This is a genomic window from Kribbella yunnanensis (assembly GCF_039529655.1).
Classification (GTDB): domain Bacteria; phylum Actinomycetota; class Actinomycetes; order Propionibacteriales; family Kribbellaceae; genus Kribbella; species Kribbella yunnanensis.
Map to the genome: position 1 here is coordinate 130,571 of NZ_BAAANF010000015.1, position 23,311 is coordinate 153,881.

Annotated in this window: 9 protein-coding genes; 1 reads left to right on the forward strand and 8 read right to left on the reverse strand. The window is 67.4% G+C overall.

What is annotated here, in order from left to right; all coding sequences use genetic code 11:
• Positions 1 to 22: 22 nt before the first annotated feature.
• From ABD231_RS20435 to htpG, 5 genes are all read right to left on the reverse strand, one after another.
• Complete coding sequence (locus ABD231_RS20435) at positions 23 to 1,612, reverse strand: GmrSD restriction endonuclease domain-containing protein (RefSeq protein ID WP_344154105.1); 1,590 nt, start codon at positions 1,610 to 1,612, stop codon at positions 23 to 25.
• 133 nt (positions 1,613 to 1,745) lie between these two features.
• Positions 1,746 to 2,555, reverse strand: coding sequence for an ABC transporter permease (locus ABD231_RS20440; protein ID WP_344154108.1), 810 nt, complete (start codon positions 2,553 to 2,555; stop codon positions 1,746 to 1,748).
• A complete protein-coding gene (locus tag ABD231_RS20445) occupies positions 2,548 to 3,363 on the reverse strand; it encodes an ABC transporter permease (protein WP_344154111.1) in 816 nt (271 codons plus the stop codon). Before ABD231_RS20445 ends, ABD231_RS20440 begins: the two co-directional genes overlap by 8 nt.
• Complete coding sequence (locus ABD231_RS20450; RefSeq protein ID WP_344154114.1) at positions 3,360 to 4,376, reverse strand: ABC transporter ATP-binding protein; 1,017 nt, start codon at positions 4,374 to 4,376, stop codon at positions 3,360 to 3,362. Before ABD231_RS20450 ends, ABD231_RS20445 begins: the two co-directional genes overlap by 4 nt.
• A gap of 28 nt (positions 4,377 to 4,404) precedes the next feature.
• Positions 4,405 to 6,279 (reverse strand): molecular chaperone HtpG, encoded by a 1,875-nt coding sequence (gene htpG, locus ABD231_RS20455; protein ID WP_344154116.1) that lies wholly within the window; start codon positions 6,277 to 6,279, stop codon positions 4,405 to 4,407.
• A 120-nt stretch (positions 6,280 to 6,399) separates the two neighbouring features.
• Between htpG and ABD231_RS20460 the strand changes: the two genes are divergently transcribed.
• Positions 6,400 to 7,920, forward strand: coding sequence for a CocE/NonD family hydrolase (locus ABD231_RS20460; RefSeq protein WP_344154118.1), 1,521 nt, complete (start codon positions 6,400 to 6,402; stop codon positions 7,918 to 7,920).
• Positions 7,921 to 7,948: 28 nt separating this feature from the next.
• Here ABD231_RS20460 and ABD231_RS20465 read toward each other — a convergent pair whose 3' ends face one another.
• Genes ABD231_RS20465 through ABD231_RS20475 form a run of 3 tightly spaced genes read right to left on the reverse strand, consistent with a single transcriptional unit; the run spans position 7,949 to position 23,306 of the window.
• Positions 7,949 to 8,893, reverse strand: coding sequence for a TauD/TfdA family dioxygenase (locus ABD231_RS20465; RefSeq protein ID WP_344154120.1), 945 nt, complete (start codon positions 8,891 to 8,893; stop codon positions 7,949 to 7,951).
• Complete coding sequence (locus ABD231_RS20470) at positions 8,881 to 17,016, reverse strand: amino acid adenylation domain-containing protein (RefSeq protein ID WP_344154123.1); 8,136 nt, start codon at positions 17,014 to 17,016, stop codon at positions 8,881 to 8,883. Before ABD231_RS20470 ends, ABD231_RS20465 begins: the two co-directional genes overlap by 13 nt.
• On the reverse strand, positions 17,013 to 23,306 hold the full coding sequence (locus ABD231_RS20475; protein WP_344154126.1) for an amino acid adenylation domain-containing protein: 6,294 nt from the start codon (positions 23,304 to 23,306) through the stop codon (positions 17,013 to 17,015). The genes ABD231_RS20470 and ABD231_RS20475 overlap by 4 nt, the downstream gene beginning before the upstream one ends.
• Positions 23,307 to 23,311 lie beyond the last annotated feature (5 nt).

Consider the following 23,311-nt stretch of genomic DNA (forward strand, 5'->3'; position numbering starts at 1 on the left):
CCCGTACGGCGCGCGCCGGCAGTCAGGCCACGGACATGTTCGAATCGATCCGCCGCAAGTCGGCGCGCCGAGGACGAAGCGACTCAAGGAACTCTTGCAGGGCCGCGGCCAGCAGCTGCTGTCGCGCGCCGAGGAACTCGCGATAGGCGTGGGGCTGCCAGAGTTTGCGGTCCTCCGGGATGCAGTGCGTGGCGAGGGTCGCCGCGGACAGTTCCTCGAGCCCGGCCAGCGGGTCGTTGGGAGGCCGGCGCTCGAGCTGTGCCGAGATCGACTCCGGCAGGAAGCAGACATTCGCATTCGAGTTCACATCCTTGGCCGGCCAGCCCAGATCGCGAAGCCACTTCTTCGGAAAGATGTGGTGTGGCCTGAGCTCGTCCCCGCACCTCGACCGCGCCTCGTTCGGAGCGGAGCCTCGTGCGCGGATCTTGCTCAGCATGTGGATCAACGTGTACGAACGGGTGCCCGCCGTGGATCCGTCGAGGTCGTGCGGTTCGACCTGGAACGATCCGCCGATCTCCCGATCCACCTCGCGCAGCAGACCAGCGAGCCCGTCCCGGTCGAGAATCGCGAGGTCCCGGTTCAATGCGGTCTCGATCGATCGCCCGTAGTGATCCTGGAGGACACACCGCAGGTACCAGTAGAGCAGGCCGTCGCGAGCCTGCGGAGTGCTTGTTCCTGACATCGAGTCGTACCACCTGGCGACAACGGGAAGAGCACCGCGGCCCGGTAGGCCGCCTTCGAGGTCGAGACCGACCTGGTCGGAGACTGCGCGCAGGAACGACTCAACGTACTCCGGCGCTCTCGACAGCGTGTATTTGAAGGCGTCAGGAGGCAGCGAATCGAGGGCGATCAAGCTCGCGCGACCGGTGGACACGGCGGTCACGCAACGGAGCAGGAGATCCTGCCCGATCGGATAGCCGTTGGCCGCGAGGCTGTCGCACTGCGCACGGAGCAGCTGCCGGGCGTCGGGAGTGTGGGCGCAGAGCCTGGCAAGTACCAGGTCCCCTTTGGAGAGCGTCGTCCCGCCCGAGTTGACCTGGTTGAAGATGTCCACGATGGCATCCAGGTCGAATTCCGGTCCGGTGATCAAATCGACCGAGAGCGCTCGTTCGACGACCTGCGTCAGGCGATTGAGCCGGCCGAGATACATCGTCGCGTGCTTCGGGTGACGCTGGACCTGATCCAGCGCGCTCTCGACTCCGTTCCGCAACAGCAGACCTGCATCGACCCACGGTGAGTCCGGGCTGTCCTGTGCAGTCGCGAAGAACTGGAATCTCTCGTCGTCGAGGTGAAAATGGAGCCCGCGGAACAGGTCCGGATCGCCGTCGAAGAAGGTCGGTGGTTTGCCGCGGGTGAGGCTGTAGAGCGTTGTGAGCCGCTGCTGCCCGTCCAGAACGAGTGCGCCGAGACCTGACGGCCGGACACGATGGCCACGCACGGGCACGTTGCTGATGTCGGCCTCCCAGAGCAGGATGCCGCCGACCGGATATCCCAGGTACAGGGAACGCATGAACCGCCGGATCTTGTCGCGAGTCCACACGAAGCCGCGCTGGAACTCGGGCAGCAACAGACTGCCGGAATCGATCTGATCGAGCAGAGTCGCGATTCGCACAGCGGATCCTCCAGTCGTCGAGCCCCCCAGCGTCCGGTCTGGCCCACAACTCTAGGCGATGGCCGCCACCCGACGCAGCGCTTTGTGGAATGACAAAACGTGCAGTCTGTGCCGCGCCGGAGGTGCCCCGGACTCAGCTGCCTGGGCTGGTGTAACTGGGCAGCATGCGGGTGAAGAAGGTGTAGCCGAGGGCCAGTGCGAGGACACCGGCGAGTGGGGATGCAGTAGTGAGCCAGACCGGGAGTGGAACTTCGGCGGTGCGGTCCAGCAGCACGGTCGCCGGGAGGAAAGAGATGAATGCCATCGGGAAGACGGTGCAGAAGGCGTAGAAGGTGGTGCGGCCGAACATGGTCAGCGGATAGCCGGAGAACTGGGTGATCGAGCTGTCGGCGAAGATCCGCAGCGAGAACGTGGAGGTGGCGACGAAGGACTGCCCGCAGAAGAAGGTGGCGATACCGGTCTCGATCAGGCTGCCGCCGATAACGGCCAGCACCAGATAGCCGATCTTGGCCGCGTCCCAGTCGACGGGCGCCTGCCGGCTGAAGACGATCAAGGCGCCGAAGCCGAGCATCGCATCGCCGAGCGCCATCAGCGAGAACCGCCGGGTGACCAGCTGCAGGAACGGGTTGACCGGCCGCAACAGCACTCGGTCGAACTCGCCGTCGCGGACGATCTCGTCGGTCGTCATCAGGGCTCCGAACGGTACGACGTACAGCGCGTGCGATGCCAGCCGCATCGCGAAGACGAAGGCAACCTCCGGGAACCCCCAGCCCGCAATCACCCCGAACTTTCCGAGCAGGACGCCGAGGAACAGCAACTGCGTGCCCTGGAAGGCGACGCCGCCCATCAGTGTCGTCCAGAAGTTCACCCGGTACTGCAGCTGCGCCCGCAACGCGGCCCGTTGGAGGATCACGTATTGCCGGATCCAGGACTGCTCAGCCACCCTGCACCACCACCTTGTGGCGTGCGCGCCGCCAGACCAGGTCGAGGAGGAAGGCCAGGACGACGACCCACGCCACCTGGACGGCGACCAGCGCCAGCGCCTCGGCGCCCTGAACCCAGCCGAGATAGATCGACACCGGCGTGTAGACCTGTGCCTGGAACGGGAGCCACTCGACCGACGATCGCAACCATCCAGGCATGAACCACAGCGGAATCAATGATCCCGAGAGAAACGCGCTCCCGAACCGGTACACGATCAGCGGCCCGCTGACCTCGAATGTCCAGAACGTCACCATCGACACGATCAGGTTGCACAGCATCGCCACCACGACACCGCCTGCCGTCGCGACGAGCGAGACGAGGAAAGCGCTCGGGCCCGGCGGAAGCACCAGCGCGCCGGCAACGGCGGCGGCCGCGAGACCGATCGCGCCCAGCGGCAGCCGGCCGAACAGCACACCCAAGTTCTGGCCCAGTACCTGCCCGATCAGCCCGAGCGGCCGCATCAGGTCGGTCGCGATCTGACCGGTACGGATCCGCATCGGAAGCGACGAGAACTGCCAGGGCATGAGTACCGATTGCAGACACGCCGCGATCGCCGCGTAGGCAACCGCGGTCCGTGCGTCCACCCCGTTGACCGGCCCGCGCCCGCCGTACACGATCCGCCAGACCGCTATCGCCAGGACGACCTGGATGACCAGCATCACCGCTCCGGTGATCAGGTCGCCACGATAGACCAGGACGGACCGCATGCCGGCCCGCGTCATCCCACGAAAGGCCCTGATCCGTGCCGCCGGCTCCGCAGTCGTCACGTCGGCAGACCCTCGTACAGCTGGGAGATCACATCGGTGAGCCGTGGATCCACGATCGACAGCTCGTCGACCTGGTAGACCTGCGACGCGCGGGCGATCAGCTCGGGCGTGGCGATCTTCCGGGGATCGAAGCGCAGCACGACGCAGCGGTCCGGGTACGGCAATACGGCCCCGACGGCGGCGGTCCCCACCTCCGTCGCGAGCGGGATCTCCACACCCCGGCGAACACTGCGTTCGGCCACCGTGAGGACGAGGAAGCGGTACGGCATGAAGCGTTCCCTCAGCCGGGTCAGGTCACCGTCGTACAGCACGGTGCCGGCATCGATCACGATGATCCGCCGGCACAGCCGCTCGACATCCTCCATGTCGTGCGTCGTCAGCACGACCGTGGTGCCGTCGGTGCGGTTGGTCTCGACGATGAACTCGGTCAGCCGGGCCTTCGCGACCACATCCAGGCCGACAGTCGGCTCGTCGAGGAAGAGGATCGACGGCTCGTGCAGCATCGCCGCGACCAGATCGCCGCGCATCCGCTGGCCGAGCGACAGCGAACGCACCGGAGTGTCCAGGAACTCGGACAGGTCGAGCAGCTCGGTGAACAGGCCGACGCGTCTGCGGTACGTCGACCGGTCCAAGCCGTAGAGATCCGCCAATACCTCGAACGAGTCCCGCAGTGGGAGGTCGTACCAGAGCTGGGTTCGTTGACCGAACACCACACCGATGTTGCGGGCGTTCCGTGCCCGGTCCGCGGCCGGCTCGAGCCCGGACACTCGGCAGACCCCACTGGTCGGCTGGAGAATTCCGGTCAGCATCTTGATCGTCGTCGACTTGCCGGCGCCGTTCGGGCCGAGGTATCCGACCAGCTCACTGGGCTCGACCTCGAAGCTCACGCCGTTCACGGCGCGGGTGACCTCGCGTCTGGTGCTGAACAAGCCCCGCAGTCGCGGCAGCCGGCCGGGCAGGACCGCGGGCCGGCTGAACTCCTTCACCAGGTCGGCCGCCTCGATCACTGTCATCCGAACCCTCCCCAGCGAGCGCGAACGATCATTGTGCCATCGGCAGGTTCTTCTGAAGGTGGGCGGCGAGGAGCTCAGTGAATCGGGCGGGGTCGCCCAGTTCGCCGCCCTCGGCGAGCAACGCCAGGCCGTAGAGCAGCTCGGCCGTCTCTGCCAGGACCTGGTCATCGCCCTTGCCGGCGAACGCGTCCCGTAGCCCGGACACCAAGGGATGCCCCGGGTTGAGCTCCAGGATCCGCTTGATCTGCGGCATTTCCCGGCCGGTGGCGCGGTACATCTTCTCCAGGGTCGGCGTGATGTCGCCGGTGTCGCCGACGACGCAGGCCGGTGACTTCGTCAGCCGCGACGACAGCCGGACCTCCTTGACGTGCTCCGACAGCGACGTGGTCAGCCAGGTCAGGAGTCCGGAGAACTCCGCTTCCTGCTCGGCGCCGGGCCCGGCATCGAAGGCGATTTCGCCCCGCGCGACCGACCGGAACTGCTTGTCGTCGAAGACCCGGACGGCATCGACCCACATCTCGTCGATCGGATCGGTGAGCACCAGCACCTCGAAACCCTTGGCCTGGAAGGCTTCCAGGTGCGGGGAATTCTCGACGCCCCGCCGCGATTCGCCGGTCAGATAGTAGATGTGCTCCTGCCCCTCCTTCATCCGCGCCACGTAGTCACTCAGCGACGTCGGCCGCTCCGGGTCGTTGGTCGAGGCGAACGAGCAGATGCCGAGGATCGCCGAGCGGTTCTCGACGTCGTCCAGCAGGCCTTCCTTGACGGCGCGGCCGAACTCGTTCCAGAACGTCTCGTACTTGTCCGGGTCCGCGGACATCATGGTCTTCACGGTCGACAGGATCTTCTTCACCAGCCGGCGGCGGATCAGCTGGACCTGCCGGTCCTGCTGCAGGATCTCGCGCGAGACGTTGAGCGGAAGGTCCTGCGCGTCCACGACGCCCTTGACGAAGCGCAGGTACTCCGGCATCAGCGCTGCGCAGTCGTCCATGATGAAGACGCGCTGCACGTACAGCTGGACGCCACGTTTTCGCTCGCGCAGGAACAGGTCGAACGGCGCCTGCCTGGGCAGGAACAGCAGCGCCTGGTACTCGAAGGTCCCCTCGGCCTGGAGCCGGATCGTCTCCAGCGGGGTGTTCCAGTCGTGCGCGGTCTGCTGGTAGAACTCGTTGTACTCGTCCGCGGTGACGTCGCCGGCGGGCCGAGCCCACAGCGCCTTCATCGAGTTGACCGTCTCGGCCTCCGCGCCGCCGGCCATCCGAATCGGCCAGGCGACGAAGTCGGAGTACTTCTTGACGATCTGCTTGATCTTCGGGGCCGAGGTGTAGTCGAAGAGCCCGTCGTCGGCGTCCTCGGGCTTGAGCTGGAGGACGACCGACGTGCCTTGCGGCAGGTTTTCGGCGGTCTCGACGGTGTAGGTGCCGTCGCCGGCCGACTCCCACCGGGTCCCTTCGCCGGATCCAGCGGGACGAGTCAGGAGCGTGACCTGGTCGGCGACCATGAAACTGGCGTAGAAGCCGATCCCGAACCGGCCGATCAGCGCCTGCGACGCGGCCGGATCCGCGGCCTCCGCCAGCCTCTTCCGGAGTTCGGCCGTACCGGATTTCGCGATCGTGCCGATCAGCGCGATCACGTCCGCACGGCTCATTCCGATTCCGTTGTCCCGGACCGTCAGCGTGCGGTTTTCGGGGTCGATCTCGACAGCGATGTGGAGATCGCTGACGTCCGCCGGAAGATTCTCGTCCCGCAATGCTTCCAGGCGCAGCTTGTCCAACGCGTCCGCGGCGTTGGAGACCAATTCCCGCAGAAATGTGTCCTTGTCCGAGTAAACGGAGTGAATCATCAGCTGAAACAGCTGATGGGCCTCCGACTGGAACTCGAGTGTTTCGGCAGCGGCATTCACGCAGCAAACTATGACTGCCCCGGGCGGGATCCACCAGCCGTACGGCTTGCGCAGCAGCCGCCCTTTTTCGGCCGCCGGGCATTCCGCTACGGTGAATGCAGCCGATCACCGGGAGTTTCAATGCGTCGTCGTGTGCTTTCGCTGACGGGGATAATTGCGCTGTTGCTGCCGCCGGTGGTTCCGGCGGCCGCGGCCGATCCGGCCGGCACGACGGTGACGAACGGGTGCGTCGCTTCGGTGCCGGAGCCTGGCACGTCGACGCCGGTACAGATCTGTTATTCGCTGTTCAAACCGGCCATCGCCTCGGCCCGGCACACGGTGCCGCTGATTCTCCACAGCCACGGATGGGGCGGCAGCCGGGCCACGGACCCCAGCAGGTTCACGCCATGGCTCGACGCCGGCTTCGGCGTACTCAGCTTCGACCAGCGCAGCTTCGGTCAGAGCAACGGCGTCGCGCATGTCATGAACCCGGACTACGAGGGCCGCGACGTGGTCGAGCTCGTCGACCTGGTCGCGGGTCTGGACTGGGTGACGCAGCAACGACGCGGCGACCCGCTGATTGGCGCCATCGGCGGCTCTTACGGGGGCGGGTACCAGTTCGCCGGCACCTTCAGCGAGCTTCGGGACAGCGGCCGGACCCGGTTCGACGCGCTCGCTCCGGAGATCACTTGGTGGGACCTCAAGCAGAGCCTCGCGCCGCGGGAGACCGTCCGGACTCGCTGGCTTTCGATCCTGTTCGCCGACGGCGGCACGCATCTGCCGCCGCTGGTAGCGGATGCGTTCGTGGCCCTGATGACGACCGGTAGCTGGCCGAACGGCAAGGCCGGGCGCGATCTCGACGCGTTCTTCGCGCACAACGGGCCGGCCTGGCACGTCCGGCAGGGTCGCCGGCTCGACCTCCCGGTGCTGTTCGGTCAGGGCATCTCCGACAACCTGTTCAACCTCAACCAGGGACTCGCGAACTTCGACCGGGCACTCACGCCGAGGGCGCGGGCCCGGTCGATCTTCGTCGGCTACAACGGCGGTCACGCGCTGCCCAGTGTCGCACCGCCCGGCTACGCCACCGCCGGGGATCCGTGCTCGATCGCGCTCGGCTCGACCGACTTCTCCAGCCTGTCGATCCGCTTCATGCAGCTGCAGCTCCTGCACGAGCCGACCGGCCTGGCCGGCTTCGGCGCGTACCATCTGTCGACCGCCGACGGCCGTTGCCTCACCCAACGGAGACTGACACCAAACAGGCGGTACCCGCTCGGCACCGTGGTCGTGCCGACGGGCACCGGGACGCCCGTCAGCCTGCCGATCGCGAAGGGGCCGGTCACCATCGTCGGAACGCCCACCGTGACCGCCGACGTGGCCACGACCGCCCCGCGGTCCACGGCGTTCTTCGCACTGAGCGTCGGAGAGAGCCCGCTCACCGCAAAGGTCGTGCAGAACAACACCATGCCACTGCGCGAGAAGTTCCCGGCCCACGGCGTACGACGCACGATCGAGCTTCCCGCGATCGCCGTCGACGTCCCGGCCGGACAGAACCTCTATCTCACGGTCGCCCCGGCCGCCGACATGTACACCGGTCAGCGCGCTCCACAACCCGGCGTCATGACGCTCCGGAACAGCGTACTCACCACCCGCGTGGTGAGCTGATCCCGGATCAGGGCCGCGCGGCGACCGCTCAATCCGGCCGGGGCTCGAAGCGACCGGCTGACAGCGTGTCTCCGACCACCACGAACAGCTTCCGCTCACCGCGATACGGGTTGCGTCCGTGGGCCACCAGCAGATTGTCCACCAGCAGCGCGTCGCCCTGCTGCCACGGAAACACCACCTCCAGCTCCTGATAGACGGCCAGAACAGCCTGCATCACCGCATCGGGGATCGGGCTGCCGTCGCCGTACCGGCAGATCCGCGGATAGCGGTCCGGCGGCATCGCCTCGCTGAGGTAGTCGCGCACCACGGGATCGAGGCACGCACTGTGCCAGTGCTGCGCCTGGTTGCACCAGGTCCATTCCCGGGTCTGCGGATGCTGAACGGCCGCCGGGCGCACCGCGACTGTCGTCAGGCTGCCGTCGGGCCGCCACTCGTAGCTGAACCCGTCCCGCCGGCACTTCGCCTCGGCCTCGGCCCTGCTCTCGGTCCCGAACACCTTGTTCCAGGACAATCCGAGTCCGTCCGCGTAGTTCCGGACATACATGACCCCCTTGCCGAGGAACGGCTCCCGGATCTCGCGCGGAAGCCGCCGGAACACTTCCCGGCTGTCGACCAGAGGTGTGTCACCACCGCTGTCCGCTTTGCGCCCGCAGACGAACAGGATCCGGCCGGGCCACTGGTCGTTGAAGGTGTTCTCGTTGTGCCACAGCAGTTTCGATTCAGGCGCGTAGAAGACCGGGGTCTGCACAACTCCACCGGTGCCGGAGACGGCAACGTGTTCCCCGTTCTCGGTCAGCGGCCGCTCCATGACCCTCCGGGCCACCAGCGCGACGTCGGCGGCCGTACGCACCCCGAAGCCGCGAAAGAGCAGTGCGCCATGGGAGTTCAGCGCGTCGCGGACGTGCTGGTCGTTGTCTCCGATCCAGGACTGCAGCGTGCCGGCCGGACCGGCCTCGATGGTCAAGGGCAGCATCCGGGGCTCCTTCGGGCTGGAAGACTGGCCAAACTCGTCTGCGGATCGCGTAACAGGGTCTCCACGACCTGGAAGAAGACGTCGGACATAGCCTCGGTGTCCTGCCTCGTGTACCGGCTTGCGTCGATCTCCAGGTGGCCACCGAGGCCGGACGGCTTCTCCTGGAGCTGCAGCGAGATGCCGTACTTGGCGAAACCGTTGCCGATCTCGATCGGATCCAGCTCCAGGCCCGCAAGCGCGATCCTGGGGTTGGGCGCGTTGTGCAGTTCGAACAACGCATGGAACAGCGGCCTGTCCCGGCCGACTCGTGGCGGATTGGCAAGGCGCACCAGTTCCTCGTAGGGCACCTCCTGATGCTCATGCGCCACGAGCACCTGCTTCTGCACTTCGGTGGCGGTCCGGGCCAATGACCAGGACCGCTGGAGCTGCGTGCGGAACACCAGCGTGTTGACGAACAGACCCACGATCGGTTCGGTGAGCGGATGCGTACGGTTGGCCACCCCGGTACCGATCCACAGATCGCGCTGCCCGGACTGCAGGTACAGAGTGGTCTTGAAGGCCGCCAGCAGCAAACTGAACAGGGTCACGCCGCACCGCCGCGCGAGTGCCTTGAGAGCCTCGGATGCGGCGACGTCGAACTCCAGCGCCGAGCTATGGACTCGTTGCCGAGGATCCGGCGCCGCCCCGGCACCAAGGGAGAACGCGGGCGGCCCACCCGACAGTTTCTCGCGCCAGAAGGCGTAGGAGGCCGGCAGCTGCCGCTCGGTGAGGATTTCGTGCTGCCAGACGGCGTAGTCGAAGTAGTCGACTTCCAGAGCTTGTGCCTGATCAATGCCGCCCTGGGCACAGAGCCGGTACTGCTCGGCGAGTTCGGCGCGCAAGAGCGCGACCGACCAGGCATCGGCCACCAGGTGATGAATGACTCCGACCACGTAGGCGAGCCCCTCGTCCACCTCCAGCAGGTCGATGCGGAGCAGCGGGCCCGCCTCCAGATCGAAGGGTGTCCGGACCAGAGCAAGGATGCGCTGCTCGATCATCCGTCCGCGCTCCTCGTCGTCGCATCCGCTCAGGGCTTCCCCCAGCGAATGCCGGCTGAGCTTGGCCGGCGGCCCCGGCCGGTACTCCTGGATCGGTTCGCCGTCGACGGTCTTGACGCGGACCGCAAGCGCTCGCTGCCGGCGCAGGACGTTGTGCAGCGCTGCTTCGAGCACGGGTACGTCGAGCTCCCCACGGCACTCGAAGACCACCGGGATGTTGTAGACCGCCTTGTGCTCCGCCAGCTGGTCCACGATCCAGAGCCGCCGCTGCGCATGGGTCAGCGGTGCCTCGAGGGCACCGGCGGAGCGGAGCGGAAACTCTTGCCTGATTCTGGCCACTTCGCCGCGATAGCGAGGCAGCACCGCGGCATAGTCCTTCAAGGTGACGTTGCGGAACAGCTCCCTGAGAGGCAGCGCATCACCCACCCGCAACCGCAGCCGCGCTGTGACCTGAGCGGCCTTGACCGAATCGCCCCCCAGTTCGAAGAAGTGCGCATCCGCGCGCTCGACCGGCACCCCGAGCACGGAGGCCCAGACCTCCCCGGCGATGAACTCATCGGTGCTCAAGGCCTCCGCAGGCGGCAGCTCGACGGAGATCGGCCGGGTACACAGCTCGGCCCGATCCAGCTTTCCGTTGGGGGTGATCGGAAAAGCCGTCAGCTCGATCAGGTGCTCGGGGCGCATGTAGCCTGGCAGCTGACGCTCCAGCGCCGTGCGGAGGGTCGCCTTGCCGATCGCCGAACCGGGTTTGACGACGTAATACCCGACCAGCGTCTGCCCGTCGCCGGACAGGACCACCGCGGCAGCCTCCGCGATCTCCGGCACCGCCTGCAGCACCGTCTCGATCTCGCCGAGCTCGATCCGGTAGCCACGCACCTTGCGCTGCTGATCCCGGCGTCCGAGGTACTGCAGGTCGCCATCGGCCAGATAGCGTCCGATGTCGCCGGTGCGATACAGCCGAGCACCAGAGCTGCGCCCCAGTGGGTCCGGTACGAACCGCTCTGCGGTCAGTGCCGGACGACCGTGATAGCCACGTGCCAGCCCCTTACCTCCGATGCAGATCTCGCCCGGCACCAAGACGACGGCCTGCTGCAGCGTTGGCGCCAGCACATCGAGCGTCATGTTTTCGAACGGCCGACCGAGCCGGTCGAGATCAGCCTCGCCACGGATCTCGAGAGCGCCGGCCCACACGGTGGCTTCGGTTGGTCCGTAGAAGTTCCACGGGGCGATATGCGCCGCCAGCAACCGCTGCGCCAAGGCCCTCGGCAACGCCTCGCCACCGAGGACCAGGCGCTGGACCGGCCAGGTCCGCGCGAGCTCGTCCAGAGGCCCTGAGGCAGCGAGCAACCGCGCTGCCGCGGAGGGCGTCAGATTCAGCACGTCCACCTGGCGCTCGATCAGGCCCCGGCGCAGCGCGTCCGGATCCAGACGCCGGGTCTGTTCGAGCAGCACGAGTGTGCCTCCCGCCACCAGCGGCGCCCACATCTCCCAGACCGAGAAGTCGAAGGAGAGCGAATGGAACAGCAACCAGGTCTGTCCCGGCGTGCCACGAAATGTCGAACGACTGGCCTCGAAGAGGTGCGACAGCGACTCGTGGGAGACCATCACCCCCTTCGGACGCCCGGTGGAGCCGGAGGTGTAGATCACATAGGCCAGCTCCGGTCCGGCGTCGCTCTCGTCGTCGATCTCATCGATCGGGCCATCGGTGAGCAGGTCGTGGAACTGACAGATCCCGATGCCACCGTCGGCGGTCCCGGCGGTACCGCGCTCTACGATCAGAACATCGGCGCCGGAGTCGCTCAGCATCCACTCGATGCGCTCGTCCGGGTAGGCGGGATCGACCGGCAGATAGGCCGCGCCCGCGTGCAGGATACCGAGCATCGCCGGCACTGTCTCCGGTCCCGTCTCCATCGCCACCGCGACGACACTCCCGGGGCCGATCCCCCGCCGTATCAGCGCGGCGGCGATCGACCTTGCGCAGCGATCGAGCTCGGCGTAGCTGATCTGACCGCCCTCCCCGGCGAGGGCGATGTGGTCCGGCCGGTGGCGCGCGTTCAACGCCACCTGGCGGTGCACCGGCAACAGCCGAGGGCTCGACTCCTGCCGTCCAGGGCGTCGCTTCAGGTGCCCAGCTACGCCGGCCGGCAGCGCGATCGGGAAGCAGGTGCGCTGCGGTGCGGTCGCGATCTCGGTCAGCAGCTCCAGATACAGCACCGCGACCCGGTCCAGCTCGTCGGCCGCAACACGGCCTGCGTCGTAACCGAGCATCAGGCGAATGTTCTCGTTGTCGAACGGATCGATGTCGAAGAACGCTTGCAGCAGGAAGTTGTCGCGAACGAAGTTGAAAGTGTCCAGGACCTCGAAGCGCTTGCTGCCCCGGGTACCGCCGAGCACGTGGAAATGTGTGAAGGTGAACATGTACTCGAACAACTGCGCGGAGTCGCTCATCTTCTGCAGCTCCCGCAGCGGGAACAACCGATACGGATAGAGCTCCCGCTCACGGGCGAACACCTCGCCGATCAGATCCAGCCAGCTACCGCCGTTGACCCGGACCCGGAACGGGAGACTGTTGACGAACAGGCCGAGGCTGCGGTCACTTTCACCGCCTTCGGGCCGGCCGTTGACCAGCAACCCGCTCACCACGTCGACCTCACCGGTCAGGTACATCACCGCGCGGATGTGAGCAGCCAGCAGGACGGACTTGATTGGTGCGCCGGCCAGCTGCGCGGTGTCGAACAGAGCCCGGCTGAGCGACAGGGGAAGCAAGACATGGCGAACGTCGGCGCGGACCTCCTCCTGCGCTGCACGCCGGCCCTGGCTCGGCACCTCCGAGATTCGCAGGCCGGTCAGCTTGCGCCGCCAGAAATCGCGCTGCTCGGCAGACTGTGCGGCAGCCCCTTCCCGCTCGATGAAGTCCGCGAACGTCGGCGCCGGTGGCACCGGCGCGGGCAGTTCCCGGCCGGAAAGGACCGTGGAGTAGGCCCCCAGGAGTTCTTTGACCAAGGAGTTCAGGCTCCAGCCGTCCAGCATCGCATGGTGCTGAGTGAACGTGACCTGAAAAACGTCGTCGTCGAGCAGGTGCACGGCATACCTGACCAACGGCGGCGTCGCGAGGTCGAAATGCCGCAACGGTTCGGCCGCCAACCAGGCGTCGAGCCGGGGTTGCTGCGCGGCAGGCCCGAACGGGCACAGATCGGTAATCTCCAACGGGATGTCCACATCGCTGTGGACCAGCTGCAGGGGCGTCCGGAAGCCGGCGATTTCGAAGGAGGTCCGTAGCGCCGGATGCTTACGCACGATGTACGCGAGCACCTGCCGGAAGGTGTCCTCGTGGAACGGTCCACGCAGCTTGAAGGAATCGACAACCTGGTAGAGCGAGGCTTCCCGGTCGAGGTCAGCGTGGAACACCATTCCGGCCTGCGTCGAGGAGAGCGGATAGGCGGCTTCGACGCCGTCGGCGCGCAGCGCCTCGATCTGGCGCGCATCGAGATCGCCGAAGAACGCCTGGTGCGCGGTGGTCCAACCGGCCTGCGCATCCGCCCGCTGCCCCGGTGCCTCGCACAAGAGCGCCAGCGATTCGATCGTCACCTGCGCGAAGACGTCCTCGATGCTGACGGCATAGCCACGCCCGGACAGGCGCGAGGCGATCTGCAGAGCCCGCAGTGAGTCCAGGCCGAGGGCGAACAGATTGTCCCGCAGTCCTGGATCGCGGACATTCAGATGTTCGGCGACGATCGCGGCCACCATGCGCTGTGGTTCGCTCTGGGGCGGAACCCACTCGACTCGAACGTCGCGGGCACTCCCGCTCCGCCGCATCGCCCGGGCAATCACAGTCATGTCCGGCAGCTCCGCCGCCAGCGACCGCAGGACGTCGTGAGCCGCTCCGGTGCGGCGATCGACCCTGCTGGGCGACGCCGGAACCAGGTGTGGGCCGGCCACAGCGTCCGTCGGCCTCGCGAACGGCTTGTCGAGCAGCTGGGCTTGGAGACGGTCCAAGCCGGGGCCGATGTCAGCGGTGGACACCACACAGCCCTCCGCCGTCTTCTCGGCGCCTTCCAGCCCCGCCACTGCGTCCACGAAACCTCGCGCCGGAACATTCTTCGGCGTCGACCGGAACATCAGCTGCAGGGCCGCCTCACCCGAGGTGGCCGCCCAGTCCGCCACTGCCCGCAGCAAGACGTGTTCCAGGCCCCGATGCATCGCCCGGCAGCTGAGTAGGAACTGCTCCACCCGGCGGTGCGCACCCTGCGCGCGCGTGAGCACTGCGCCCACCGTGCCGTAGTCACCGAAACGGTCGCGCGCACTCAGTACCCAGGTACGTGCGCCAGGCTGCCCGCGCCACTCCGTCAGCCGGGCAGCGCTCATCGGGCCCCGGTTCAGATTGAACTGGTTGGTGCGCCGGGTGAGTTCGGCGATCCGCTCGTCGTCCCCATCCGATGCCTCGCGCACCTCCCAGGTGAATTCGCTCTCCCGGAGCAGAGCCCGCAGGGTCGCAAGGCGCCGAGCGAGAGCAGTACGACGCTCGTTACCGGCGTAGAAGGACGTACGGATGCGTCCCTGCTCCGACTGCCGTCCCCGGTCCAGCACCCAGAGATGGTCGAGCCAGCTGCTGATCGACGCGGTCTCCCGCGGGAACTGCAGCCACAGGAGTTCCGGGTGGTTGCTCGCTGCCTCCGCGCATTCGCGTGGATCGTCGTCGATGAAGACGAAATCGTCGGTACTCAGGCTGAGCTGAGCTGCGATCGAGGCCAGGTTCTGCGATTTCGGCAGGTGGTTGATCCTCATCGCCGTCACCGAGGCGCTGCGCACCAGCATGTCGGGATGCTCGTCCAGCACCTTCAGTACGTCGGCCTCGTCGTTGCGGCTGCACAGACAGATCTGCACACCGGCCTCCGCCTGCCGCAGGAGCAGGCGCTGGAAGCGGAGCCGTTGCTTGTCCACCTTCAGCTCTTCCATGGCCATCTCACTGCACACCCCGTCCCAGAGCGTGTTGTCGCAGTCGACCACGATGACCTTCGGTGGGGCGGACAGGCTGCGCCAGGCGCAACGCGCCACCTGAGTGGCAACTGCCAGGCCGTAGGTTTCGGTGTAGCGCAGGCCTGCTTCGGCGCCATGGCCCTGCTCGCGAATCTGCTCGACGCCGTAAAGGTCCGCGAGGGTGCCGAGATCCTCCATCGCCAGGCCGGCGATGGCATCGATCTCCTCGACCAATTCGGCGAGCTGGTCGCCTCCGCAGTGCCTGTCCTCGCCGGCGGGGCTCAGGATCGCGCAGACCAGCTCCCCTCCCGCACCGGCACACTCGGCCAGAGCTGCGACCAGCATCCTTCTCAGGTCCGCGTCCGCAAGCAGCGGAGCCGGGTCGAGCAACACCACCCGAACCGCGTCCCGGTCACCCAAAGGGCTTTCGCGGTCCAGCAAGGCGGGCAGCAGCTCGTCCCTGCCGACCATGCAGGTCTTGGCTCGGATCCCGAGGCGTTCCAGCCAGTTCTCCAGGGAGTCGGCCACTGTCTCGGCGAGGAAGTTGGCGGCCACAACCACAGGCTTCCTGACGCAGCCGCGAGGCGACAGCAGCTGGGCCACGCTGTCCTGGGGCCGGTCGAGCGCCCGCTCCACCAGAGCAACGAAGTCAGCGGCGAACTCCTTCGCGGTCTCCGGCTCGAACAGGCCGGTCCGGTAGACGAGCACCCCTTGCAGTGCGTCGTCCCGCTCGGACAGCGACAGATGCAGATCGAAATTCGCGGCCCCGGTATCGAAGAGGATCGGGTCCCCGGTCGCCTCGCCGAGGCGCAGACGGGGTTCCTCGGTCCCGGACATCCGGACGTCGAGCATCGCCTGTACGAACAAGCTGCGCAGGGACGAACGTTCGGGGCGGAGCTTGTTGAGCAGCAGCTCGAACGGCACCTCGTTGGCCAGCGACTCGCGCCAGGTCCGCTGGACCCGATCGAGCAGGTCCGCGAAACCGTCCGCCGGGGCGATCTGATGGCGTGAGACCAGAATGTTCGCCAGCGGTCCGATCATCCCTGCGAGCGACTCGCGGTCCCGGCCCGAGACCGGCGTACCGACCAGCAGGTCACGCTCCGACGAATAGCGATACAGCTGCAGCAGAAACACACCCAGCAGGACAAGGTACGTGGAGGTACCTTGCGTCCTGCTGAAGCTCGCGAGCCTGCGTGTGAGATCCGCCGGGAGGACGACAGGTTCGGCCGCACCCTCCATGCCCAGGGATTCCGTGGCGACATGATCGCCGGCGATACGCAGGGCCGGAAGCCTGCCTCCCAACTCCTGTGTCCAGTAGGACAGCCTCTCGTCGAAGGCACCTGTTGCCAGCTTGCGTCGCAGCCAAGCTGCGTAGTCTGCGTACTGGAGACCACCTGTCCGGTGCGGCAGCGGAGCGGAGCGCAGCTCGGCTGCGTAATGCTCGGCGAGGTCTTCACAGAGCAGCTGCAGCGATACCGCGTCCGCGATCAGGTGCGAAACCACGACGACGAAGACCGCGTCGTCATGGCCGAGTCGGATGAAACACGCACGCAGTAGCGGCGCCTGCGCCAGGTCGAAGGGCCGTCGCACCACCTCCGTCACGATCGCCTCGCCGTCGTCCGGCGCATCGGCAGGCTCGTGGGTTTCGAGTAGCACTTGTCCGTGACCGTTCGTCCGGGTGCGCAGCGCGCCCCGCTCCATCACGAAGCAGGTCCTGAGCGCCGCGTGATCGCGGACCAGGAAATGTAATGCCCGCTGGAGCGCAGCCGGCTCGAGTACGCCGCGGAAACGGCAGACCACCGGGATATTCGTCGCAGCCGTCCCTGCGGCCATCTGGTTCACTACCCACAGCCGCTCCTGCTGAGGCGACAGCTCGCTCGAGCCGGTCGGGTCCGCCAGCGGCACGAGGTCGTGCTCCTCCTCCAGCTCCTCCCGCAGAAGCTGCAGCAGCCCCTGTTTGTGGCGGCGCAGCGCCTCCAGGAAATCGGCTCCGACCGCCTCCCGGCGCCCGCGATAGACGAGGTCCCCGTCGCGTTCGGCCAAGAGAATCCCGAGGGCGCGCGCGTGCGCCAGCACGGCGAACCGATCGGTCAGAGCCGGACTCCTCATAGCGATCCCTCCACTTCCCCGGCGGAGCGCCGGCTGGACCAGGAGTCGACGCGGGTGTCCCGCAGGTGTCTGAGCGCGTCGACGCGCCCGGCCAGATCAGGAAACGACAGGCTGTCCAGGAACGTCCGCAGGGTCATGTTGATGCCGAAGTCGCGGTTGAGATCGGCGAGCATGGCGACGGCCCTCAGCGAATGTCCTCCGGCGGCGAAAAAGCCCGCATCGGCCTGGATCTCCGCCACCTGCAGGTGCTCCTTCCAGAGTTCGGCGAGACTCCGCTCGGTCTCGGTGGCGGGGGCGTACGGCACCAGGGGCCGGACCGGACAGTCCCGGTTCAGGAGCGAGGCCCGATCCACTTTGCCGCTCGGAAGCCTGGGCAGCTCCTCCAGCGCGACCAGGTCGGCAGGCAGCATGGCGGACGGCAGCAGCCCAGCGACGTGCTGACGGGCATCGGCGAGCGCGGCCGTGTCCACACCGGTCAGATAAGCGACGATCCGGGCTTCGGGTGTGTCAGGACCGACCACCACCACCGCGACCTCGACCACGCCGGGCACCGTCCACAGCGCCCGCTCGATCTCCCCCAGTTCGATGCGGATGCCGCGCACCTTGACCTGGTCGTCGGACCTGCCCAGGAACTCGAGGGCGCCGTCGCCACGACGGCGGGTCAGGTCCCCGGAACGATACAGCCGGGCACCGGTGCCGCCGTGCTGATCGTCGGGCCGGAAGGATCGCGCGGTCGCCCGCGGATCGGCGTGGTAGCCGCGGGCCAGGCCCACACCGCCGATCAGCAGTTCTCCGACTGCCCCCAACGGCACCAGCGTCTGCGCGGCGTCGGCGACGTGCAGGCTCACGCCGTCGATCGGGTGCCCGATCGGCACCGGGGCTTCGGCACTCACACATCGCCACGAGGACACGTCCACCGAAGCTTCGGTCGGTCCGTACATGTTGTGCAGCTGTGCATTCTCGGACTGCTCCAGGAAGCGTTGGCACAAGGCCGCGTCCAGCACCTCGCCACTGCTGACCACAGCACGAAGGGCCGGCAGGCCCTCGAAGCCGCTCATCTGCAGGTAGAAGCTGAGCATCGACGGCACGAAATGCACATAACCGACCTGCTCGGCCTGCAACAAGGCCCGGATCACACGAGGATCCGCGTGCCGACCCGGAGGCGCGAGGACCAGGCGCGCCCCCGACGTCAGCGGCCAGAAGAACTCCCACACCGACACGTCAAAGGTGTAGGGCGTCTTCTGCAGCACGGTGTCCGCAGTCGTGAGGCCTAGTTCCCGGCCCATCCAGCGGAGCCGGTTGACGATGCCGCGATGGGGGATCGTCACTCCCTTCGGCTCCCCGGTCGAGCCGGAGGTGTACATCAGATAGGCCGCTTGGCCGGGATCCACCATCAGATCCAGCGGCAGGTCTTCCAGCTGGTCGACAGGGTCGTACTCGGCCAGACAGATCTCCTCCGCGCCCAGGAAGGAATACTGTGCGCGGCGTCGATCGGTGACGGCGGGCGGCTTGCCTGCGCGGGTCCAGATCTTCTCCAGCCTCGCTCGGGGGGCATCGCCGTCGAGCGGCAGATAGGAGCACCCCGCCTTCAGGATGGCCACCAGCGTCACCACCAGCTCCAGCGAACGCTCAGCGATGACGGCGACCGGCCTGTCAGGTCGTGCCCCGTGCGCACACAGATGACGAGCCAGACGGTTGGCTCTCGTGTCGAGTTCCGAGTAGCTCAGCGAAGCGTCGCCGAAAACCGCGGCGATCGCGTCCGGCCTGCTCTGCGCCTGAGCCTCGAACAGCGACACCAAAGTGGCGTCGTCGCGGGCGGCCGACGGCGGACTCCACTCGCTCAGGAGGCGCTTCTCCGCGGCGGCGAGGAGGTCCAGCCGATGCAACGGCAGATCAGGGTGATCGAGCACTGCGTTCAGGGCCTGCTCGAGCGTCTCCAGCACGCGTAGCGCCGTACCGCGTTCGAAGAGCGCGGTGTTGTATTCCAGCTGGCCGCTCGTCCCGTCGCCTTCGGTGAACAATGACAGGGTCAGGTCGAACTTGGCGGTGCGGCTGCGGTGCGGTAGCACTTCACAGCGCACTCCGGCCAGGTCGAAAGGCTCCATCGCGATGTTCTGCACGGCCAGCATCACCTGGAAGAGCGGAGCTGCCACAAGTGTCCGGGGCGGCTGGAGTGCTTCCACCACCTTCTCGAACGGCACGTCCTGGTTGCAGTAGGCGCGCACCGCGGTGGCTCGCACCTGTGCCAACAGCGCCTCCCAGGTCAGGCCCGTCCGGAACCGGTTGCGGATCGCAAGCGTGTTCGCCACCGGGCCGATCATCTGCTCCGCGCCCGGGTGCCGGCGATTGGCCACCGGCACGCCGATCAGGACGTCGTCCTGCCCGCCGTAGCGGTGCAGCACCAGCGCGAGGAGCGCCTCGAAGAACATGAACTCGGTCATGTTGCCCTGCTGACACACCGCCCGAACCCGCGAGATCAGAGCAGCGGGCCACTCGAAATGCAGCACCTCGCCCTCGAACTGCTGCGCTTCGCTGCGGGGCCTGTCGGTTGGAACCGGCGGTGTGGCCGCCACCCCTTGCAGCTCAGTGAGCCAGTAACGCAGCTGATCCCGCCAGGCGCCATCCGCCCACAGCCGTTGCTGGTGGGCAGCGAAGGCCCCGTACGCCGGCGCCGGCTCCAGTTCCGCAGCGTCACCGGCGCCGATCTCGGCGTCGTACAGCCGTTTGAAGTCGGCGATCAGCACTCGCAGGGACCAACCGTCGAACACGGCATGGTGCACTGTGACGAGCAGGACGCTGCTTCGGTCATCCAGCAAGAGCAGTTTTGCCCTGAACAACGTGCCGCCGTCCAGGCGGAACGGCCTGGTCCCTTCGGCCAGTACGAGCGCGTCGACGGCGGCCGGGGCGGTCCCGCTCGCACGCAGGTCCACGTGCTGCAGATCGATCTCCGCGACACCGACCTCCTGCTCCAGTTTGCTGTGGGCCATCCGCAGCCGGGTACGCAGAGCGGGGTGCCGCTCCTGCAGAAGCCGCAAGCAGCGCTGGATCGCGGCGGGGTCGATCGGCCCTTCGACATGGATGGCAAATGGACAGTTGTAGACCCCGGCATCGGGGTCGAGCAGATGCAGGAAGTACAGCCGCTCCTGGAAGAAGGAGGCCGGCGAGGTCACGGCCGGGTCAGTGGCGTCGAATACCGCCTCGTGCGCGGTCATCCCCGCTTCGTCCGGCCCGTCCGGAGCCATCAGCAGCTGGCGCAGTGTGCTTGCGAAGCCGGACAGGACCGGGACTTCGAACAAGTGCGGCAGGCCGATGGCATCCGTCTGCAGCGCATCGCGCAGACTGGAGACGATCTGCACGCCGTTGAGGGAGTTTCCGCCGCAGGCGAAGAAGTTGTCATCGCGCCCGATGGCCTTGGCCGGCAGGTACCGGCGCCAGATCGACGCCACCAGTGCTTCCAGCGGATCGTCGATGGCAGGAGGTGCGCCGGTGGAGGTGTCCGGCACCGGTAGGCGCTGAGCGTCGATCTTGCCGCCGGGCAATCGCGGCAGGCTGGGCACGTGCACCCACCGGCGGGGATGCATGAATTCCGGCAGGCGGCTTCGCAGATGCCCGGCCAGTTGCTCCCGGTGGGCTCCGAAGGCGATCTCCGGCTCGCAGGCCACATAGGCGACCAGCTCCGCGCTCTCAGGCAGGAAACCTACATGGGCTTCCTTGACCATCGGGTGCGATGCGATCGCCGCGGCGACCTCTGGCAGCTCGACCCGGAAGCCGAGCACCTTGACCTGCTCGTCGCGCCGCCCCGCGAACGTGAGCGACGCGTCCGCGTTCCAGGAACCATAGTCACCGGTGCGGTACCGTCTTGCCCCGCGGGTGCCGCCGCTCGCGTCGGGCAGGAAGCAGCGGGCAGTTTCGCGCGGATCGCGCCAGTAGCCCGAGGCAAGCGCCCCACGGATGTGGATCTCGCCGGTCTCGCCGACAGCCGCCGCCCGGCCGCTCTGGGTCAGCACATCGAGTCCGGTATGCGGCGCCGGCCGGCCGATGGAGATCCTGGCGTAGGGATATCCGCGGCAGGAGAGAACGCTCGCCCACACGGTCGCCTCGGACGGGCCGTATTCGTTGAACAGTGCAACTTCGGGCAGGATTTCGTTGTGCTGAGCAACAATCTCGCGTGGACACCGCTCGGCTGCCACGATCGCCGCCCGCAGCGACGGTGGCCGCGTGGAGTCCACCGCTTCCAGCACCAGCTTGTACAGCGAGGGGATGCAGAGCAGGTGCGAAGGCATCGCCTCCCGCAGAAGTTCGGCGATGCGCGTGGCGTCGCGCCGGCCCGTGTCGGAGGTCAGCAACAGTTCGCCGCCGCAGGCCAGGGTCCAGTAGATGCCGGCCACGGAACTGTCGACCTGCAGGGGTGAGAGCAGCAGGTAGCGATCGACCTGGTCGTGATAGTACGTCAGCCTGGCCTGCGTGGACGCCGCCAAGCTGCGATGGCTGACATTTACCCCCTTCGGCACACCTGTCGAGCCGGAGGTGAGAATGACGTACGCCGGAGCATCCGGCACGATTTCCGGCAAGGAAGCCATCGGCTGGGCGGGTTCGAGCAGGACATGGCGAATGCGGCCGGCAGCAGCACCCGGATCAGGCCGCAGGCCGAACACGACGAGCTCTGTCTGTTCTGCTATCAGCGAGGCCAGCCGCTGCTGAGGCTGTTGCAAGTCGACAGGAACATAGGCCAGGCCCGCCCGCAGTGCGGCGATCATCAGCACCACCGCGTCGATGCCGAATCTCGCATCGATTCCCACCAGCCCCTGTTCGGCGTGTGACCGCATCGCCGCCGCGAGGCCACGCGTGCGCCGGTCGAACGCGGCGTACGTCAGGCAGGACTCCTCGTCGCGCACGGCAATGGCATCGGGGCCGCTGAGCACCTGGCCGTCGATCAGGTCGAGGATCGTCGGCGCGCCGTACGGCGGGAGAGCCGGATCGCCGGCGAACGTTCGCAGCAGCCGGTGCTCGGCTTCGGAGGAGACCGTCAGCTCCGCCGGCAGTTCGTCGCCTTCGAGGAAGCGCGGCAGCAGGTCCAGCCACTGCTCGGCCAGGTGCCGGACGAACACGGCGTCGATGCGGCCCGGGATGTAGCTCCAGCGAGCTCGGAGAGCGTTCCCGCGTTCCTGCACCGTGAGCTTGACCGTGTACGCCGCGTCGCCCCCTCGCAGACTCAAGCCCGCGGAGCCGGACGAGGCGGGAGCCTCGGCATCCAGCCATTCGATGCTGAATGGGAGAGTCTGTTGCCCCGTCCCCGGTTCCCGCCAGTCGACGAAGTCCTGGAGATCGGTGGCGACCTCGAGGTCCGCGCCGATCCGCCGTATCAGGCCCACTGTCGTGTCGTCCGCGGCGACGTGCACCCCGAAGGGCAGCATCTGGGCGAGCGGCCCAACGGTGCGAGACAGCTCGGGCAGGGTCCGGCCGTTGAAGCTCCAGCCCAGACACAACCTGTCCATGCCGCTCAGCCGGCTGAGCAGGCAGGCGGTGCCGGCCAGGACCACCTGGTCCGGCGAGGTTTCCGTCCTCGCCGCGGCGGACTGCAACGAGGCCACGAGGTCCGCCGGAATCGCGACGTCGACGGCGATCTCGGGCGCTGTGACCGGGTGCGGCCCGTCGATCAGTGGCAGGAAGGAGAGGGGATCGGCGCCTTCGCGCCATTGGGTCTGCCAGTACCGGGCGAACTCCGGTGCCTCCGCCTCGCGCATGGCGTCGTACTGCCACTGGGCATAGCGCAGATAGTCGATCTCCTCGCCTTCAGGCCCGGCCCCGGAGGCATACGAGTCGAGCAACTGAGCGAGCAGAATTCCCACACTGGTCGCGTCACAACACTCCGGGGCCACGCTCAGCACCAGCCAGCTGCGCTGAGCCGCATCGATCGCCAGCAGCAGCCTCGACAGGTCGCCACCGATCAAGGCGCCTTGCGCCTGGGTGAGGGCGTCGAGTTGTCCGTTCAGCCGCGATGGATCGGTGTCCAGGACGTCAGCCGCCAGCTCGAACGCCGCGGCCCGGATCTCGTCGCGATCTACGACCTGCATCGGCGCGCCGCCGTCGGCCGTCCGGCCGATCCGGGCGGAGAGCACTGGATAGGCCGCATGCACCTGCTGCCAGGCCTGGCGCAGGCGCGCCGGATCCAAGGCGGCCGCGACGCACGAAACCGATTGCAGCGCCGGGAGGCGGCCCGACTCCCGCAGCCGGGAGGAACGAATCTGCTGCTGTGAGCAGCGATAGGCCGACGGCTTGTCATCCTCCATGTCCG

Coding starts and splice junctions, on each gene's coding strand:
- ABD231_RS20475 (WP_344154126.1), bottom strand. CDS start 23,306: ATGGAGGATGACAAGCCGTCGGCCTATCGCTGCTCACAGCAGCAGATT.
- ABD231_RS20450 (WP_344154114.1), bottom strand. CDS start 4,376: ATGACAGTGATCGAGGCGGCCGACCTGGTGAAGGAGTTCAGCCGGCCC.
- ABD231_RS20460 (WP_344154118.1), top strand. CDS start 6,400: ATGCGTCGTCGTGTGCTTTCGCTGACGGGGATAATTGCGCTGTTGCTG.
- ABD231_RS20465 (WP_344154120.1), bottom strand. CDS start 8,893: ATGCTGCCCTTGACCATCGAGGCCGGTCCGGCCGGCACGCTGCAGTCC.
- ABD231_RS20470 (WP_344154123.1), bottom strand. CDS start 17,016: ATGAGGAGTCCGGCTCTGACCGATCGGTTCGCCGTGCTGGCGCACGCG.